The organism is Nocardioides sp. Root140 (assembly GCF_001426745.1).
Taxonomy (GTDB): Bacteria; Actinomycetota; Actinomycetes; order Propionibacteriales; family Nocardioidaceae; genus Nocardioides.
Map to the genome: position 1 here is coordinate 248,985 of NZ_LMFI01000010.1, position 17,060 is coordinate 266,044.

General features: G+C 65.2%; 10 protein-coding genes. 4 read left to right on the plus strand and 6 right to left on the minus strand.

Annotated elements, in window-relative coordinates; genetic code table 11:
- Window positions 1-21: 21 nt before the first annotated feature.
- Window positions 22-342: a 2Fe-2S iron-sulfur cluster-binding protein gene (locus tag ASD30_RS11640; protein ID WP_056681490.1), complete on the minus strand. Its 321-nt coding sequence runs from the start codon at window positions 340-342 to the stop codon at window positions 22-24.
- Window positions 343-461: 119 nt separating this feature from the next.
- On the opposite strand from ASD30_RS11640, the gene ASD30_RS26590 reads away from it, so the two are divergent.
- Window positions 462-599 carry a hypothetical protein gene (locus ASD30_RS26590; protein WP_156393630.1) on the plus strand — a complete coding sequence of 46 codons (138 nt, stop codon included), beginning with the start codon at window positions 462-464 and terminating at the stop codon, window positions 597-599.
- A gap of 32 nt (window positions 600-631) precedes the next feature.
- On the opposite strand, the gene ASD30_RS11645 is transcribed toward ASD30_RS26590, so the two are convergent.
- The 5 genes from ASD30_RS11645 to ASD30_RS11665 form a co-directional block, all read right to left on the minus strand.
- On the minus strand, window positions 632-2,215 hold the full coding sequence (locus ASD30_RS11645; RefSeq protein ID WP_056681491.1) for a long-chain-fatty-acid--CoA ligase: 1,584 nt from the start codon (window positions 2,213-2,215) through the stop codon (window positions 632-634).
- Window positions 2,216-2,235: 20 nt separating this feature from the next.
- Window positions 2,236-3,951 carry an aldehyde dehydrogenase family protein gene (locus tag ASD30_RS11650; protein WP_056681492.1) on the minus strand — a complete coding sequence of 572 codons (1,716 nt, stop codon included), beginning with the start codon at window positions 3,949-3,951 and terminating at the stop codon, window positions 2,236-2,238.
- A complete protein-coding gene (locus tag ASD30_RS11655) occupies window positions 3,948-5,753 on the minus strand; it encodes a GMC family oxidoreductase (RefSeq protein ID WP_082563783.1) in 1,806 nt (601 codons plus the stop codon). The genes ASD30_RS11650 and ASD30_RS11655 overlap by 4 nt, the downstream gene beginning before the upstream one ends.
- Window positions 5,754-5,939: 186 nt before the next feature.
- The gene (gene phaZ, locus ASD30_RS11660) at window positions 5,940-6,785 is read right to left on the minus strand and encodes a poly(3-hydroxyalkanoate) depolymerase (protein ID WP_056684847.1); all 846 of its coding nucleotides are present in this window, start codon (window positions 6,783-6,785) and stop codon (window positions 5,940-5,942) included.
- Between the two features lie 11 nt (window positions 6,786-6,796).
- Window positions 6,797-8,491 (minus strand): alpha/beta fold hydrolase, encoded by a 1,695-nt coding sequence (locus tag ASD30_RS11665; RefSeq protein ID WP_056681493.1) that lies wholly within the window; start codon window positions 8,489-8,491, stop codon window positions 6,797-6,799.
- A 169-nt stretch (window positions 8,492-8,660) separates the two neighbouring features.
- Here ASD30_RS11665 and ASD30_RS11670 point away from each other — a divergent pair, with 169 nt between their 5' ends.
- The 3 genes from ASD30_RS11670 to ASD30_RS11680 all read left to right on the plus strand — a co-directional run bounded on the left by ASD30_RS11670 (window position 8,661) and on the right by ASD30_RS11680 (window position 17,058).
- Window positions 8,661-9,908, plus strand: coding sequence for a PucR family transcriptional regulator (locus ASD30_RS11670; RefSeq protein ID WP_056681494.1), 1,248 nt, complete (start codon window positions 8,661-8,663; stop codon window positions 9,906-9,908).
- 597 nt (window positions 9,909-10,505) lie between these two features.
- Window positions 10,506-16,331, plus strand: coding sequence for a MobF family relaxase (mobF, locus tag ASD30_RS11675; protein WP_056681495.1), 5,826 nt, complete (start codon window positions 10,506-10,508; stop codon window positions 16,329-16,331).
- Window positions 16,332-16,731: 400 nt separating this feature from the next.
- Complete coding sequence (locus tag ASD30_RS11680; protein ID WP_235532571.1) at window positions 16,732-17,058, plus strand: hypothetical protein; 327 nt, start codon at window positions 16,732-16,734, stop codon at window positions 17,056-17,058.
- Window positions 17,059-17,060: the final 2 nt, after the last annotated feature.

The window sequence follows — 17,060 nt, forward strand, 5'->3', positions numbered from 1 at the left end:
GAAGGTGAGAGAAGTTGTGGACTAGATCTGGTATTCGGGGAGCCGGACCTTCAGCCCGTCCATGCTCGCGGCCGCAATTACCTGACAGGCCAAGCGCGAGTTCGGCTCGCACTCCGACGACATCTCAAGCATTTGGCTCTCCTCGTCTGTGCGCCGTCCGGTGGTGGAGATCCACTCACTGTCGACGAAGATGTGGCAGGTGCCACATGCGGCCTCGCCGCCACAGTCGGCATCAATGCCGGGGATGGCGCCATTCGTCGCGATCTCCATGAGCGACTCGCCCTCGACGAGGTCTACGTCGTGGGAGGTGCCGTCGTACTCAACGAAGGTGACGGTTGACATGTTTCTCTCCTCGTTGCCTGTGATGGTTGCCTGCTGATGACCCAATGGTGGCGTCGAGCGCCGCGATGGCGCTTGTGCCTGTGTGCCAACTTTCAAGTCGCATTTGGTACTTTCGGCAAATGCGCAGCATGGCTTCCGCCCGCGCAATGCCAGGTGCCTCTCGGGCCACCAACTCGTCCACCCAGTGCTGGCGCCGCAGCCTGAGTTCCAACGACGAGTTCGCGCTCATGGTCGTGGGCGAGTTCGACCAGCGCTGAGATGTTTGTGTTGAACCTGGAACTACTTCGGGTCAGCTTGGTGCGGGTTGTGCGTCCCGGACGAGTTCGCGTTTGAGGATCTTCCCCGTGGCGGTCATCGGCAGACTCGCGACGAGAACCACCTCACGGGGGTACTTGTAGGCAGCCATCTGCTCCTTTGCCCAGGCGATGAGATCTTCAGGAGTGATGATCTGACCGTCTGCCGGGATCACGTAGGCGCGGATTTCCTCCCCGTGCTGCTCATGAGGAAGCCCGACAACAGCCACGAGTGAGACCGCCGGATGGGTCGCGAGTACCTCTTCGATTTCGCGGGGATAGACGTTGAAGCCGCCCCGGATGATCATGTCCTTGGACCGATCAACGATGTAGTACCAGCCGTCTGCATCGCGCTTGGCAAGATCGCCCGTCCGGAACCAGCCGTCCTGGAGGACTGCCTCGGTTGCCTCGGCCTGTCCGTAGTAGCACTTCATGACGTTGTGACCCTTGATGGCGATCTCACCGATCACCTCGGGGTCGTCTGCGACGTCGTTCCACGTGTCGGGCTCGAGAAGTCTCATCTGGACCCCGGGGATGGGAGTGCCGATGGAGCCGATGCGCGGCTGCTCACCGAGGCGCGAGAAGGACGCGATCGGGGAGGTCTCGGACAATCCATATCCTTCGAGGATCGTGACCCCGTAGCGCTCCTGGAAGTGCTTGTGGACCTCACCCGGCAGGGCCGCTCCGCCGGAGGCTGCCACGCGAAGACTTGCGGCGATCTTCGATACGTTCGCCCCATCAGAAATGCTCAAGAGTGCCCAGTACATCGTTGGCACCCCGGCAAAGAAGGTGACGGCGTGCTGCGTCATCAGATTTACGGCCGCGCCAACCTCGAAGCGCGGCAGCATCACGATCGTCCCCCCGAAGGCCAGGGCACCGTTCTGGACGACGGTTTGTCCGAAGGAATGGAACAGCGGGAGCACGCACAAATAGGTGTCCGGCCGATCAGGATCGGCGTCGAACAGGAGGTCACCAGCGCGGGCGTTCTCCAGCATGTTGCGGTGACGGAGCTCGGCGCCCTTGGGGTTTCCGGTGGTTCCCGAGGTGTAGAGAATGACTGCCGTGTCATCCGGATCGGTGTCGATGGTGTCGAATGTGGCCGGCTGTTCGGCGACCGCATTTCCGAAGTTGTCAGCACCGGCCAGATTCGAGTCCTGCGACTCAGGTCCCGCTGTGATGAGGAAGAAGTTCTCACACGCGCTGTCATCGATGCCGGCAAGGCCTTCCTTGCCCATCGCTAGCTCTGAGCTGCCCTCGAAGCAGAAGTAGGCCTTCGCCTCGGAGTCGCGGAGGTGGTAACTGATCTCACGCGCCTTGAGGAGCACATTGAGTGGGACCACCACGGCACCAGCCTTGAGGATGCCGAAGTACACGATGGTGAAGTGGGGGGTGTTGGGGCAGCTGACAGCGACCTTGTCGCCCGGCTTGATGCCGCGCGCGACGAGGAGGTTCGCGACCTTGTTGGCAGCACCGTTCAGCTCGGTATAGGTGACCGTGCGGTCACCGAAGATGACTGCGGTTCGGTCGCCAAACTTTTCGGCCCCGGTCTCCAGAATCGTGGCGAGATTGTTCTTGGTCATGTGAGAGTCCTTTTGGGTGGTCAGCCTCGGAGAGCCGAGGCGAAGATGCGCGGGAGCTTGGCTGCGGAGGGCTTGGCGACGAACCGGACGAGGAGGCGCCCCGTTCCGGCCGAAGTGCGGTTGCGCACGAACCACGCCGGTTTCGGCGCAATCGTCATCTGTCCGGTGGCGACCGACCTTGGGAATGGTCGGAAAGGACCCTTCACGACAGTGCGTTCTGTTTCGGCAAGAAGTAATGCGTTGTGGACGATGCCTATGCCGCTCTGGACGTTGTCCAGGGTTGCGCCGGGAAACCCTCCCCAAGGAGCGGCGGCGGTCAGGTAGCCCACGGCGGTCCACGCATTGACTGCGACGGTGCCGTAGTGGAGCGACTCGACGAAGGACTCGAAGGCGCCGCCAAGCTTGCGAACCACCTTCGGGTGGACCAGCACGTTCGCGCCCAGGGTGCCCGTGAGTTGGTTGTTCACGAAGGCGGCAGCACCTGTCAAGTAGTCCTCCCCTGTCCCCGGGACTTCGACGACGGCCAGGACTGAAGAGAAGTACTCGACCTTGAATGCGTCAGCCCGGCTATCGGGTGACAACCCCTGAATGAGGACCCGGTCGTTGTCGCACTTGAGGGCGAACCCGGGGTGCGCCGCCACGGCGTCGTGCAGTCGTCCTGAGGTGCCCGGGTAGAAGGATTCCCTGCCCGGAGCCGCCTCGATCTCGGTGCGCAGCCTCTCTAGAAAGCGCTCCTTCATTGGCCAGTTGGCTGGGATGACGACGACCTGGGTTGCAATGCAGTTGTGCCCACTGTTGTGAAGACGCTGAGTGGCAACATGCTCGGCTTGGAACTTGATGTCTCGGTTCGACCATTTGTCGGGGATGACGATGGTGGGCGAAACTCCACCGAGCTCGCTGGTGATGGTCTTGGACAGCGTCCTCTCGTTGTCCGCCTTGCGGCGAGCACCTTCCTCGCCGGCGCCGTACACGATGGCGTCGTGGCTCGAGGCACTACCCGTGATGTGCACGTGGTTCACCGCCGGATGGTCAACCAGGAAACCGCCGATGCCCGCGTCGCCGGTTACGACTCGGACTGCGTTCACGCTGATGAGCGGCTCGAGCACTTTCTGGATCGGGTCGAAGAGCTCGTCCAGGATGGGATTGAGCTTCAAGATGACGACCCTGTTGTGGGCGACGAGTTCATACAACGTGTCAAGAACGGCGATGGAGGCGATGTTGCCGGCCCCGAGGACCACGGATATGCCTCCCGCGAGGTCGGGATCGCGTTGCGCAAGTCCGGCAAGTCGGTGGGCGCTCTCTTTGGTCACGCCAGGTTGGAACCACACTCGAGCCTCGAAGCCGGAAAGGAGGAGTCGGTCCCAGATCGATCCTGGGAACACCTTTGCCGCCTGTCGGCCCCCTGGGGCTGTCTCCATCGGGACGTCGTCCAAGGGGCTCTTCCCGGCAGCGAGACTCTGAATACTGTGAGCCAGCGTCGCCGCGTTCATCGCCACGGGGTATGGCCCGGACAGCCACTCCTCCCCCGCCAGCGTCGACTCGACCGGCAGGTGCTTCGCCCTGCAGGCAGCCGCAACCCAGCCCGGAGCAGTTTCAATGGCCAGGGACGCGACTTGGGCCAGCAGATCCGCGCGTTCGGCCAAGGATGTTCGCGACCAACGACTCGCTCCACTCTGCAGTTCGCCCAGTTCCGCTTCAAGCGCCTCGTAGTCGATGAACGCGAGCTCAGCTGTCACGACACGTCCGCCGAACTACGGATCGGGAAGATCGGCAGGCGCAGCGCGGCCGGGGCCGAAGGGGGTACGACGGGCATCTTGGGCTCGATGAACGCGATCCGGTCGTACCCCTCACCAACGGCTGGGCGGACATCAATCTCGCCCTTGTTCGGCCACATCGAGAACGCACGTTCGGCCTGGGCTGTGATCGTCAGGGACGGGTTCACTCCGATGTTCGCTGAGATGGCCGACCCGTCGACGATGTGCAGGTTCTTGTGACCGTAGACGCGGTGGTAGGGGTCGATCACGCCGTTCTGGACGGAGTCACCGATCGCGCACCCTCCGAGGAAGTGTGCTGTCAGGGGAACGTCGAACATCTCCCCGATGGTTCCGTAGGGCACTCCGTCGATGTCGTCGGCCATCCGGCGTGCGGCCTCGTTCCCCGCTGGAATCCAGGTCGGATTCGGCTCGCCGTGGCCCTGCCTCGACGAGAGCTTCACCTTGCCGCGGAAGGACGTCTTCGGGAAAACCGTGATGGAGTTGTCATGGGTCTGCATCACCAGGGCGATGATGGTTCGGTTCGACCAGTCCTTCAGGCCGACGTACAGCCCCATGAGGTGCCCAGGGTGCCTGATCACCTTCCCGAGCCACTTGACCTGGCGCGGAACCCTGCCCCCACCGTCGGTCATGACGGTGAACATCAACGCCATCACATTCGAACCGTTGCCATAGCGCACGGGCTCGATGTGGGTGTTGGCATCCGGGTGGATGGACGATGTGATCGCTACGCCACGCGAGAAGTCGGTCTTGCCGCGGCTACGAGACTTCGTGTTGGCGCTGCAGATGGCCTCAGAGTTGGTTCGGGTGAGGAACCCGAGCTTGGCGGACAGGTTCGGCAGCGAGCCGTTGAGCTTCATCTGATGAAGAAGCTCTTGGGTTCCCCAGGTGCCCGCAGCCATCACGACATGTTCGGCTGTGAGGGTGCGGTGGTGCTTCTTCCTCTTCTTGTTCGTCGGGCGAACCGTGACCTCGTAACCGCGACCCACTGGCTTGATGTTGTTGACCGTCGTCATCGGGATGACCTCGGCACCGAACTTCTCGGCCAGATACAGGTAGTTCTTCACCAAAGTGTTCTTCGCGTTGTGCCGACACCCAGTCATGCATTCGCCGCATTCAAGACACCCAGATCGCTCAGGTCCCACGCCACCGAAGTACGGGTCGTCCGCCTTCACACCCGGTTCCTTCTTGCCATTACGGCCGAAGTACACCCCCACCGGGGCTTCGTGGTAGCTGTCGCCGACGCCCATGTCGACGGCGACCCGACGCATCACCTCGTCCGCGGCAGTGACGGTCGGGTTGAGCTGCACCCCGAGCATGCGCTTGGCCTGGTCGTAGTGTGAGCCGAGCTCGTCCTTCCAGTCAGTGATGTGAGCCCACTGCGGGTCCTTGTAGAAGGCTTCCGTCTGGGGTTCGTACAGCGTGTTGGCATACACTAGGGAACCGCCGCCCACACCGGCCCCAGCCATCACGAGGACGTCGCGGAGTACGCGGATCCGCTGGATCCCATAGCAACCGATCGCGGGAGCCCACAGGAACTTCTTGGTGTCCCAGGAAGTCTTGGCGAATTCCTCGTCTTCAAACCGCCTTCCTGCTTCGAGCACGCCGACCCGATATCCCTTCTCAACGAGTCTCAGAGCGGCGACCGAGCCCCCGAAGCCTGACCCGACAATGAGTACGTCGTAGTCGTACTGCGGGTCCTGGCCGGGCGATGCCGCATTGGGTTCGTTCCTGGCAGCGCCGCGGGCGCTTGCGTCGTTGACCATCGGTGAACCATCCGTTCCGTCCAATGAGTGCTGGACGCTTTGCGAGTCGGTTGCCGCAACCTTCACAGTTGCGCACGTCACATGTCTCGGGCATGGAAGCCAATATCGTCGGTGGCAGTTGTGCGTGAATCACAGTTGGCAATCTGCGGTGTCTCGCCAGTCCGTCATGCGTACGTCGGCTGCGGGTCAGCCGCAGACTTGGCTGGTGGTCGGACTCAGGAGAAAATCCGAGACCAACGGTCCGAGGGTCAGTGCTTGGGTGACGAGTCCGAGGTGACCGTCGTCGTAGACGTGTAGGCGGGCCCTTGGGATCAGGCTGCGCATGATGGTGCCATTGGCGAGCGGGATGATCGGGTCGGCTCGACCCATCAAGATGAGGGTCGGCTGGTTGATGGCCGGCAGCACCGGCAGGCTCGTCCAGCCCATCCCTGCGATGAGTTGGTAGAGATATCCCGCTCGGGTGCCTCGAGGCCCTTCGCGATGCAGGATCTTCCTGGCAAGTTCCGGGTTGTCGCGGATCTTGCCACCGTACAGCTCTGCCGCGATCTTGGCCGCGTAGTCGGGATCTCGATAGCGACGAGGGGTCAACATCTTGGCCAAGACCCGCGGATGGCCTGGAACCATGAGACTTCCGGTCCCTGTCGCTGCCAGAACCAGCCGGCGAACCCGACCGCGGTGCTGGAACGCGAGCTGCTGAGCAACGGCCCCGCCCCAGGAGATGCCCAAGACATCGAACCGGTGGTGGCCGAGTTCGTTCATCATCTCTGACAAAGCCCAAGCAAGCTGGGAGAAGGTGTACAGCGCCCGGGCGCGTTCTGAGCCTCCGATGCCGGGCGAGTCGAACCTGACGACGTCGATGCTCGGATCAAGGCTGTCGACAAACGGATCGAGTAGCTCCAGACGGGCACCGATCCCGTTGCAGAGGAGGAGCGGAACCGCTTCTGGCCGAGTACCCGGCGTCACCACGACCCTGACATTTGCGCCGTAGAGCGCGCGCGACGCGACATGTTCCGCTTCTCGTGCTCGTCTCACTGTCGCGCTCGTCACTTCTCGAACACGTACGTTCCTGGCGCGGCGCAGAGTGGGCGGTGTATGCCTCGACCCGGATCCTTCGGAGCTGGAACGAGCTCGCCCGTTCGGGCACCTATCCAGTCCGCGAAGTGCGGCCACCAAGAACCCTCATGAGTGGTCGCCTCTCGATGGAACTCGACAGGGTCTGCCGGAGTGTCAGTCGAGTGCTGGTAGGACGCCTTCGCCGCGCCGGGCGGGTTGACAAGGGCGGCAATGTGGCCCCGGTTGGACAGCACGAACTCGGTCTTGCCGCCCAACAACTGCGTGGTCCGGTAGCAGCCTGTCCACGGCGTGATGTGGTCGGTGATCGCTCCGACCACATAGGTGTCTGCAGTGATCTGACCCAGGTCGATCGGTGTGTCCAGGGCAATGACGGTTCCTGGCACCTCCAGACCTCCGCCCATCGCAACGTCGATGAAGTCCCGGTGAAGGGACGCTGGCATCCGCGTGGTGTCTGCGTTCCAATACAAAAGGTCGAAGGCAGGTGGCTTCCGCCCGAGGAGATAGTTGTTGACCCAGTAGCTCCAGATGAGGTCATTCGGCCTGAGCCAGGCGAACACCTCGGCGAGAGCGGCTCCGTCCAGGTAGCCGATCTTCTCGGACCGACGGATCGCCCGCTGTGCCATGGCTTCGTCGAACAGGTCTCCCAACCCGGTTCCGTTCTCACTCTTCCCGAGCAATGTGACCGGCAGGACCAGCGCCGCGATCTCATTGCCCCTCTCCTTGGCGTACAGATGGGCGAGAGCCATTGCGGTGATGATGCCGCCGGAACACGTTCCCCAGACCGCTGCTTGCTCGGACCGGGTGATCTGTCGCGCAACTTCTATCGCGTCGAGGACTGCCTTCACGTACACATCTGCGCCCCAACTCGCGTGCCGAGCGTACGGGTTTCGCCAGGACACCACAAAGACCTGTTGGTTCTGACTGACGAGGTACTCAACGACACTGCGAGCAGGCGCCAGGTCCAGCGCGTAGTACTTGTTGATGGTGGGCGGGACCAGGACGAGCGGGGTCTGCCGGACCCGGTCGGTCGTGGGCGAGTACTGGATGAGCTCGAACACTGGTGTCCTGTGGACGACCGTTCCCGGCGTACTGGCAAGGTTCACCCCCACCTCGAACTTTGTCTTGTCGACCATCGCAGGCACCCGCGGGCGCGTCCGTACATCGGCGGCGGCATGCCGGATGCCACGAGAAATGTTCGCGCCGCCGGTATCGATGAACTCCTTGAGGGCAGCCGGATGGATCGGGGTGTTCGAAGGGGAGACCGCGTCGAGAACGTTGTCGACGACGAAGCGCAACCGCGAGAGGGTTCGCTGATCGAGCTCGGACTCCTCAAGGAGCTGGTGGACCCGGTCCCCCAAGACGAGGTAACTCTGGACGAGACGCCTGTAGAACTGATTGCCAGTCCATGCCGGATCCGAGAATCGCTTGTCGCCGCGCGACGGTGCGACGTCCGAAGCTCCAGCTGCTACCTCTACGAGCTGTCGGCAGAGCCCCGCCAGTCGCGTGGCAGTCCAGCCTGGTCGATGGGCCAGGGCACCCAGCCAGCGGCCGAGCTCCTTCGAGGGAACAGGTTGCGAGCGCATGGATTCGACCAGGAGCGATTCCCAGGTCGACGGTCGATCGCCGGCGTTCTGGAGGTCGCTTTCGGGTGCATGGAGAGCCATCGGTTGCTCCTGTCGTCTTTCACCCACGTTCTCAACCTTTGGTACCGGGTCGCTCTAGGCGACCGCACAAAAAACGACTCTGGATTTGGATGTGGCGTCGATTTTTCCGTCGGGCGGGCAAACGTGAGTTGTACTGTGATCCAACAGACAGAGTGCAGGGAGATTTCGAATGACTGACACCGCAACGCCCCCCAGTCTGACCGAGTGGCTACCCGGATACGTCGCTGACGAGCTGCAGCCGGAGATGGTCGAAAAGTGGGTTGACGCAACGCAGACAAGCATCAACACGGAGCTCAAAGACTCTGTCGATACCAGCGACTTCACAGATGTCCTCACAGTGGCCATCCGCGAGCACTGGACGGCGTTTCTCGCCGGACTACCCCAGCCCGAAGGCGAGTTCCAGCTTGTCGACGCAGGCAAGCGGCTGGCCCGCGAAACTGCGTCGCTGAAGTATCCCGTCGAGGTGATCATCAAGATCTACCGCACCGCCCTGCAATCGACGTGGTCGTATCTCACGGGCTTCGTCAGCGAGTTGCCCGACGACGCGGTCAACCATGCCGAAGTTCTCATCTACTTCTGGGACCGCGCCGGCCGTTGGATCGACAACTCCATCGGAGTGTCCATCGACATCTTTCACACCGAGCGAGCACGCCTCACTGCAAGCGCCTCAGCCAAGGAGTTCGAGGCAGTGCGTGACATTCTTGCGGGTGAAGATGTCGACCTCAAGAAGGCGTCTGCGACCCTCGGCGGCTACCCCCTGTCGGTGTTTCACACTGCGTTCATCGTGGACACGAGCGATCCCGATGCAGTCTCAGACCTCGCCAAGGTCGGCAATGAAATCGGACGTGAACTCCGGGCGGCCCAACCTCTGGTCGTGCATCCGGGTGGCCGTCGGATCTGGGTATGGGCAGGCACTCGATCCGAACCGCATCTCAGCCTCCTCGACAAGGTCGATACGCTTGCGCGCGCGCACAAAGTCCGGGTATTCGCCGGCACTCCGACGGCCGGACTCGAAGGCTTCGTCGCTTCGTTCCGTGATGCCGAACGGGTCCGGGAAGTCGCGCAACGGGGTTCCGTCGGTGACGGCCTGATGCGGTACGACACACATGAAGTCATTGCCCTGCTGGGATGTACTCCTGATGTCGACCGCTTCATGAGGCGGACCCTGGGCGACATGCTTCAGAGCGGCGAGAACTTCGTGCGCATGCGCGAGACCGTTACGGCCTTGCTGGAAAATGCAGGCAGCGTCGAGGACGCAGCGAAACAGTTGTGTGTGCACCGCAACACCGTTCGGTACCGACTCTCGCGTGCGGAGGAAGTGCTCGGCCGGCCCGTGACGAAGTGCGGTCCCGAACTCGTGATCGCACTCCGCCACCAGCAGTCGTTCCACGATGACCTCGTCTCCGACACCAGCTAGAGCCGTCAATCTGACAGCGACAGCGACCGGGTCGCACAACGCGGTCGACCCCTGAACTCTTGTGCGGCGAACCAAGCGGGCACTCGCTCATGCTGACCAACGTCGGCGATTACGCAGCGAACCCACTCCGACTGCGACCGCTAGTCTTTCCGCCACTCGGTTCGGTTATTCCTCGGACGTGAGCTGCACGCCCAACTGGAATAGTGCGTCGAAAAGAAGCGGTTCCCTTGAGATGGGACGGCCTTCCAAGACCGACCTCTTCGGGCCCGAGATCCAGAGGAGTACGGCGGAACGAGTGCCAGCGACGTCCGTTGTAAAACTGTGCTGGCCATAGATCTCGACGTACTTTCGCTATCAGTTGCACCAAGCCATACCATCCTCACCGGCATTGCCCGGCTGTGAATCTCTCCTCCAAGCCCGCTCGCCTGGCCACCCCAGGCCATCGCCCGCGTACCCGAGCGTCCCCCCAGATTCCCGCGACCAACGAAGTGGCACACACCTGGTGCATTCCCGGTGCCTCGAGCAGAAAGAGGAGACGTGGTTTCTCCGCGAAACTGATCGTTCCGAGGCCCCGATCGCACCTAGGTGACCGTGACGATGAGCCTCCACAAGCTGACGGCCGGGTCGGGGTATGACTACCTGACCCGCCAGGTCGCAGCCATGGACGCCACCGACAAAGGTCACACCGGTCTCGCGATCTACTACACCGAGAAGGGCGAGACCCCCGGCGTGTGGGTCGGCTCCGGCATGGACGGGATCGAGGGTTTGGACGCCGGGGACCTTGTCACCGCGGACCACATGCAGAACCTGTTCGGGGCCGGGCACCACCCGCTGGCCACCGAGCGATCCAAGGCGCTGGACTTACGAGTCGGCCGTGTCGGTATCGACAGCCCGACCGAGGCCGACTACAAGGCAGCGGCCCGTCTCGGGGCCCCGTACAAGGTCTACAAGAACGACATCAGCGCGTTCCGGGTCGAGGTAGCCAAACGCCTTGCCGCCGTCAACGAAGCCGCCGGGCTGCCCCGCGACTGGGCAGTCCCGGCCGAGGAACGGGCACGCGTCCGCACCGAAGTCGGGCGTGAGTTCTTCAAAGCAGAACACGGCCGCGAACCGGCCGACGCCCGCGAACTCGCCGCCTCAATCGCCAAGCACTCCCGTCCCAAGACCACCGCCGTCGCCGGGTACGACCTCACCTTCTCCCCTGTCAAGAGCGTCTCGGTACTGTGGGCGCTGGCCGACCCGAACACCGCCGCAGTCATCGAACGGGCCCACCAGGCAGCCATCAAGGATGCTCTGGACTTCATCGAGACCAAGGCGCTGTTCACCCGCCAGGGGGCCAACGGCATCCGTCAGGTCAACGTCCGCGGCCTGGTCGCGACCGCGTTCACCCACCGCGACTCCCGCGCCGGTGATCCGGATTTGCATACGCACGTCGCGGTCGCGAACAAGGTCCAGACCCTTGACGGCAAGTGGCTCGCGATCGACGGGCGGCTGCTCTACAAGGCCAAGGTCTCGGCCTCGGAGACCTACAACACCGCCCTCGAACGGCACCTGGGCGACGGGCTGGGTGTGCGGTTCGCGGAACGCCCCAACCCCGACGCGCAGAAGCGGCCGGTGCGCGAGATCGTCGGCGTCGACCCCGACGTGAACCACCGTTTCTCCAAGCGCCGGGTCAGCGTCGAGGCCCGCCGCAAGGAACTGGTCGCCGATTTTCAGGTCGCCCACGGGCGACCCGCGACACCGGTCGAGACGCTCCAGCTGGCTCAGCAGGCCACCTTGGAGACCCGCGAGGCCAAGCACGAGCCGCGTTCCTTGGTCGAGCAGCGTGAGGCCTGGAGTCGGGAGGCGGTCGAGGTCCTGGGCTCACCAGGTGGCGTTCAGCGGATGCTCCGTAGCGCGCTGGCACCGGCTTCCGGAGGGGTCACGGTGGCAGATGCTGCATGGTTCGCCGAGACCAGCGACCGGATCGTGGCGACGATGGAAGGCAGCCGCGCGACCTGGCAGTACTGGCACGTCTACGCCGAGGCCCAACGCCAAGTGCGCTCCGCCACCGTGCCCACCGACCAGGTCAGCACCGTCGTCGCCCTACTGGTCAGCGAGGTCCTCGACGGCCGCTCGGTCAGCATCACTCGCCCCTTCGACGAGATCTCGGAACCTCTCGAGCTGCGCAAGCGCGACGGGTCCTCGGTCTACACCGTGGGCGGGGTCCACCTGTTCACCTCCAGCAAGGTCCTCGCCGCCGAAGAGCGGCTAGTGGCCGCCGCCGGTCGCCACGACGGCTACGCGGTTGATGAGCAGAACGTCTCCCTGGCGCTGCTGGAGTCCGAGGCCAATGGGGTGAAACTCAATGCCGGTCAGGCCACCTTGGTCAAGGAGATGGCCACCTCCGGTGCCCGCCTCCAGCTGGCGATCGCACCCGCCGGATCGGGCAAGACCACCGCCATGCGGGCGCTTGCCCAGGCCTGGACCGACGGCGGTGGCAGCGTGATCGGCCTGGCTCCCTCGGCGGCAGCCGCGGACGCCCTCCGGGCGTCTATGGGTTCCCAGATCGACACCCTCGCCAAGCTCACCCACTCCCTCGAACAGGCCCAGACCACCGGCGCCAACCCACCCGGGTGGGTTGGTGGCATCGGTCCCGGGACGCTGGTGGTGATCGACGAGGCCGGCATGGCAGACACCCTCTCCCTCGACGTCTCCGTCCAGCACATCCTGGAGCGTGGGGGCAGCGTCCGGTTGGTCGGCGATGACCAGCAGCTCGCCTCGATCGGCGCCGGCGGCGTACTGCGCGACATCCAAGCGACCCACGGCGCTCTGCAACTGTCCGAGTTGGTCCGATTCACCGACCCGGCCGAAGGTGCCGCTTCGCTGGCGCTGCGCGAGGGCAAGACCGAGGCACTCGGCTTCTACCTGGACCGCGACCGGGTGCACGTCGGCGACATGGCCACCATGACCAAGGACGTCTTCACCTCCTGGCAGGCCGATCGTGCCGCGGGACTGGACGCGATCATGCTCGCCCCCACCCGGGAGTTGGTCAGCGAGCTCAACCAGCAGGCCCGCGCCCACCGGCTCGAGGGGGCCGACGCTGCGAACGTGGGCCCGTCTCGGCGGCTGGCGGACGGCAACGACGCCAGCATCGGCGAGCTGATCCTCACCCGCACCAACGACCGCAGGCTGCGCACCTCGGCAACCGACTGGGTCAAGAACGGCGACCGGTGGACCCTGTTGGAACTGCACGACGCAGGGGACCTGACCGTCCAGCACACCCAGCACGGCCGCACCGTGCGCTTGCCGCGCGCCTACGTGGAGGCCTCCACGGAACTCGGCTACGCCTGCACCGTGCACACCGCCCAGGGCGTCACCGCCGACACCATGCACGGGCTGGCCACCGGCACCGAGTCACGCCAGCAGCTCTACACGATGCTGACCCGCGGCAAGAGCGGCAACCACGTCTACCTCGAGGTCGTCGGCCACGGCGACCCACACTCGGTCATCCACCCGACCTTGATCCGCCCGCTCACTTCGACCGACATCCTCGAACAGGTGCTGGCCCGCGATGCCTCCCAGCGGTCGGCTACCAGCCTGATCCGTGAGCAGGCCGACCCCGCCATCAGACTCGGCGAGGCCGCCCAGCGGTACCTCGACAGCCTCTACGTCACCGCCGAACACGTCGTGGGGGCCGAGGTGGTGGCGTCCTTGGACACCACTGCCGATCGCCTGCTCCCCGGGCTTGCCGACGAGGCCGCCTGGCCCACGCTGCGCGCCCACCTGTTGCTGCTCGGCGCCGCCGGGGAGAGCCCCACCGAGGCCCTGCGGGCAGTCGCGAGCGACCGCGAACTGGTCTCGGCCGAGGACCGGGCAGCGGTGCTCGACTGGCGACTGGATGCCTCCGGCCTGCGCAACGCCGGCGCGGGACCGCTGCCGTGGATGCCCGGCATCCCGGAGCGGCTAGCCGACGACCCCCGCTGGGGTGCCTACCTCGCCCAGCGCGCCCATCTGGTCGAGGCCCTCGCCGGCCAGGTCCGCGACCGGGCCGAGTCACAGACCTCGCTCCCGGCCTGGGCACAGCACGGGCTCAAGCCCGACGACGCCACGCTCGCCGACGTCGAGGTGTGGCGCGCGGCCATGCAGGTGCCTGCTGGCGACCGTCGGCCCACCGGGGCACCACAACTGCAGAAGGCCGCCGCGACCTACCAACGGCGCCTGACCAGGCGCATCACCGGCGACCACACCCCCGCACTCAAAGAATGGCGCCAACTGCTCCACACGGTGGCACCGCAGGTCCGCAACGACGAATTCACACCCCTCCTGGCCGAGCGGCTCGCCGCCATGTCCCGCTCCGGCATCGCGGCTCATCAGTTGCTCCGCTCCGCCGCCAACGCAGCCCCGCTGCCCGACGAGCACGCCGCGGCGGCGCTGTGGTGGCGCATGGCACGCCACCTCACCCCGGCGGTAGCCGCACAGATCGGGGACGGCTCCCACGACGAAGGCATCACCAGCGAGTGGGCCCACCGGTTGAACGATCTGGTCGGCAGCGACCGAGCGCAGTGGATTCAGGCCAGCAGTTGGTGGCCAGCCCTGGTCTCCAACGTCGACCACGGGCTGCAACGCGGATGGCAGCTCGTGGCCCTGCTCTCGGCTGGGTCCACCCTGCCTAGCGACAGTGGAGACACCGGTGTCGATGAGTGCCAGGCGCTGGTCTGGCGGACCTCGATCGCCCTCGACCCGATCCCCGACGAAGACGCACACGACTACCACTTCGATGAGCCCCCCGCGGACCTGTGGGACGGCGTCGACCCGGACCCGTCCCTGTGGGTCGAGCACCCCGATGACACCACCTGGCCGCTCGAGGACCTGCTCAACCCCATCGACCCAGACCAGGCCTTCGACCCAACCACCCCCGAGCACAAAGCCTCGGTCGACGTCGACGTCGACGTCGACCGTCAGCTGCTGCTCGCGGAGCTGGACCGCAACACCCGTTGCCCGCTCGAGCCGACCGACGCCTACCTACGCCGGGCCTACGAGCGGGAGCAGGAAGCGGCGGCCAGCCCGGTGAGCCGCGCTCGCATGCTCGAGATCAACGAGATTACCCAGGCCTTCTTCGAGGAGCGGTTCACCGACTCGTGGGGCCGCGACTACCTCACCGGCCGGTTCGGCCTCGACCTCGCCGGGCACGAGCACTTCCGCCCCGGGCAGGCCCCGGCCGGCTGGACCAACCTCGTCGAGCACCTGCGCCACCACGGCGTCAGCGACGCCGAGATGCTCGCCACCGGGGTCGCCACCACCGCCAGCACCGGCCGCCTGATCGACCGGTTCCGCGACCGGGTCGTCTTCCCCGTGCTGCACAAGGGCGAAGTACTCGGGTTCGTCGGTCGCCATCGCCCCGACCTCACCGACGCCGACAAGGGCGGACCCAAGTACCTCAACACCACCAGTACACCGCTGTTCCACAAGGGCGCTCAGCTGTACGGGCTCGCCGACGAGCTGCTCGAAGATGGCGCTGTCCCTGTCGTCGTCGAAGGCCCCATGGATGCCATCGCGGTCACCCTGGCCGGCGCCGGACGCTACGTCGGGGTGGCCCCGCTCGGCACATCACTGACCGAGGAGCAGGCCACCCAGCTCGCCGGCGTCGGCCGCGACCCGGTCGTGGCCACCGACGCCGACCTCGCCGGCCAGGTCGCCGCGGAGCGGGACTTCTGGATGCTCACACCGCACGGCATGGACCCCGGCTACGCCCGGTTCCCCGAGGGTCTGGACCCGGCCGACATACTGGCCCAGCGCGGCCCGGCCGCGCTTACTGCGGCGTTGGCAAGCGGCCATAAGCTTGGTGATCAGGTGCTCGCCGAGCGGCTCGACCACCTCCCGCCCGAACAGGCCAGGTCGGCGGCCATGCGAATCCTCGCGGCCCGGCCGAGCCATAGCTGGGCGCCCGGCACCGAACAGGTCTCCGCCCGCCTCCAGCTCTCTCAAGTGCACGCCCGACGAGAACTCCGCGACGCCGTCACAACTTGGGATGCCGACCCGCGTAAGGCCGCCCAAGGCGAACTGAACAAGAGCGGCGAGGTCCGCGCCCGCCTTGCGGCCCTGACAGCGCAGACGCCAGCCGAGCGGTGGGCAGCGCTGGCCCACGAACTCGACCCGCGCCTCGTGGAGCAGGGCGATTGGCCAGCAACCGCGGCGATGCTGCAGCAGGCCCATGAACAGGGACACAACGTGGCCGACTCTGTCCGAGCTTTGGTCGCCGAAGCGCCACTGGGCGACATGCCCGCCCGCGACCTGCGATACCGACTCGTCTCCCGCATGGACGTCCCGGTTGACACCGGCGAAAGCTGCGCCGCGCCCGCGGCGAAGTCGCGTGGCGTAGCCAACGACCGGCTGCAGCCTGGTGGAGCTCTGCCGCCACAGCGGAGAACGCTTCAGCGCTGAGGGTCTGGCCCGTGTACGCGTCGGTCGCCACCCCGTGCAGTCGGCACTTACGGGCGGTCAACGTTCCTCATGAGCCCGTACCCGGAGCCCGGCGACCACCGGCCAACCGAACGGCCGGCGCAGAAGACTGTCATCTCGCCCAGGCGGGCACTCGCACCGTGATGCATCAGCGGTGAACCTTCACCCTTCATCCACAACATCCACGCCACCTACCAAGAACACCTGCCGACTCGCGTGCGGATGATCGCTCCGGACACCTGCCCACCCTTAGGTGACCATCAGCAGTCGCCAAGGCGAGGCCCCGGGCGAGAGCACCTAACACGTCTCCTCAGCCTCGCCGCAACGACTACGGGTCGGTACGCCGACGACGACCGCGGCACAGTGCGAGAGGTGCGATGGGATGAGCGAGGAACCGGCCGATGAAATGCGGGACGACATCTCGCCAATGCGTGATCCCCGACATGTGTTCCTCACCGCACGCGACGTGATGCACCGCTACGGCTGGGGCAAGACCAAGGGCTATCAGAACCTCAAGGACCGGGAGCTGGTGCCGGCGCCCGTGATGATCCATCCCGACCGCTGGCGGCTGGATCAGCTCCTGGCCTGGGAAGAGCGACGCATGGCAATGGCTGAGGCAGCGTTGCAGTCGCTCGTTGCGCCCGACCGAGAGCAGGTCACCATCACCGATCTGCTCCCCCAGCCCAAGCGACGTCGCAGGTCGGCATGACA

Bases quoted from the DNA above. Each gene is read 5' to 3' on its own strand.
- ASD30_RS11640 (WP_056681490.1), bottom strand. From the start codon at position 342: ATGTCAACCGTCACCTTCGTTGAGTACGACGGCACCTCCCACGACGTA.
- ASD30_RS26590 (WP_156393630.1), top strand. From the start codon at position 462: ATGCGCAGCATGGCTTCCGCCCGCGCAATGCCAGGTGCCTCTCGGGCC.
- ASD30_RS11645 (WP_056681491.1), bottom strand. From the start codon at position 2,215: ATGACCAAGAACAATCTCGCCACGATTCTGGAGACCGGGGCCGAAAAG.
- ASD30_RS11655 (WP_082563783.1), bottom strand. From the start codon at position 5,753: ATGGTCAACGACGCAAGCGCCCGCGGCGCTGCCAGGAACGAACCCAAT.
- ASD30_RS11665 (WP_056681493.1), bottom strand. From the start codon at position 8,491: ATGGCTCTCCATGCACCCGAAAGCGACCTCCAGAACGCCGGCGATCGA.
- ASD30_RS11670 (WP_056681494.1), top strand. From the start codon at position 8,661: ATGACTGACACCGCAACGCCCCCCAGTCTGACCGAGTGGCTACCCGGA.
- mobF (WP_056681495.1), top strand. From the start codon at position 10,506: ATGAGCCTCCACAAGCTGACGGCCGGGTCGGGGTATGACTACCTGACC.
- ASD30_RS11680 (WP_235532571.1), top strand. From the start codon at position 16,732: ATGAGCGAGGAACCGGCCGATGAAATGCGGGACGACATCTCGCCAATG.